The 1,413-nt window shown below is 66.2% G+C and carries 1 protein-coding gene; it reads right to left on the reverse strand.

The window, feature by feature from the left end; all coding sequences use genetic code 11:
• Positions 1 to 1,413, reverse strand: a 1,413-nt coding sequence (locus tag AAC083_RS00465) for an alpha-2-macroglobulin family protein (RefSeq protein WP_308811034.1), incomplete at both ends; no start/stop codon positions are given.

A 1,413-nucleotide genomic window follows, 5' to 3' on the forward strand; every position in this document is an offset into this window, starting at 1 on the left:
GCTCCAGCGCTCGCCGTACTGGCTGTCGGTGAGATAGCTTTGCAGCCGGTTCAACGCCTGATTGAGCATGGCCTCCGGCACTGCGTCGCCTGCCTCCTTGCGCGCCAGCAGGTAGTCGGCGGCATAGGCGGTGAGCCACTGCTCCTCGTCGGAGCGACCATCCCACAAACCAAAACCACCGCTTGGCAGTTGCAGCCGCTGCAGTCGTTGCAGCAGAGCGCGCTGCACATCCGCCTCGCTCGCCGCTTTCTTGCCCTCTGCGGGTTTGCTCCAGACAGCCCGCTCATCCGCCGTGGTCAGCAAGTAAGGCCAGGCCCGCGACAAGGTCTGCTCCAGACAGGCGTAGGGGTAGTCGGCCAGCGCCTGCCACTGGGCTGCCGGATCCCAGGGCGGGGTGCCGGAGAGGCTGAGCCGCCCCTGCAGATTGGCGCGCTCCAGCCCGGCCAGCTCACCTGGCGCAAAGCTCATCTGCTGGCCGAGGGCCAGCATCTGGTAGCGCTGGCGAGTCTCGGCCGGCCAGGGGGAGCGCAGCGGCAGAGTCCAGTCGCGGCTGATGGCAAAATCCTTGCCGCTGGCCGCCAGTTGCAGGCTCGCCACACCGCTCGCCCCGGTCACGGTGAGTGGCAGGGTCAGCCACTGCTCCTCGCCGTTTTTAAGAGACAGCGAGCTGGGCAGCTCGCCATTTGCCTTGAGCCCGCCATTGAGGGTCCAGGCAAGGGAGAGGGTCTGATCCTCGCCACTCATGTTGCGCAGCTGCACCAGCGCCCGGGTCTCATCCCCTCTGGCGCCAAAGCGCGGCCAGCCGATCTCGGCCACCAGCGGCGCCACAACTTTGACGGCGCGTTCAGCCTCGCCGACTTGCTGTTCATTCCAGGCCAGCGCCATCAGCGCCAGCTCGCCGTTGAAGTTGGGCAGATCGAGCGGGATCACCGCCTTGCCCTGCTCGTCAAAAGTCACCTCGCCACTCCAAAGCGCCGCTACTTCGACCCGGCTCTCCAGCGCACCGCCCTTTTTCAGCGGCGCCCGATCGCCCCCGTAGTTAAGGCGGGCCAGCTTGCCATCTTGCGGCGGGATCACCTGACCATAGTTGTCGAACAAATCTTGCGCGAAACGCTTGCGGCCAAAGAAGATCTCGAACGGGTCGAGGGGCTGGTAGTCGCTGATGTTGAGCACGCCCCGATCCACAGCCGCCAGCACCACGCGGCCCTGACTGTTGGGGCTGGAGGTGGCGGTCACCTCCAGCCGGGTGAGCGGCACCGCTTTATCAGGCGCGCTCAGGGTGAGCGGCAGACGGCGCGCTTCTCGATCCAGGGTGAGCGGCACCAGCCCGACCGAGCGCAGGCTCTGCACACTCTTTTGACTCACCGGCTTGGATTCGCGGTCTGGCGCGGCTATCTGGGCCGAGATATGCAG

Origin of the sequence: Aeromonas sp. HMWF014 (genome assembly GCF_963878295.1) — a bacterium.
In the GTDB taxonomy this organism is placed as follows: domain Bacteria; phylum Pseudomonadota; class Gammaproteobacteria; order Enterobacterales; family Aeromonadaceae; genus Aeromonas; species Aeromonas popoffii.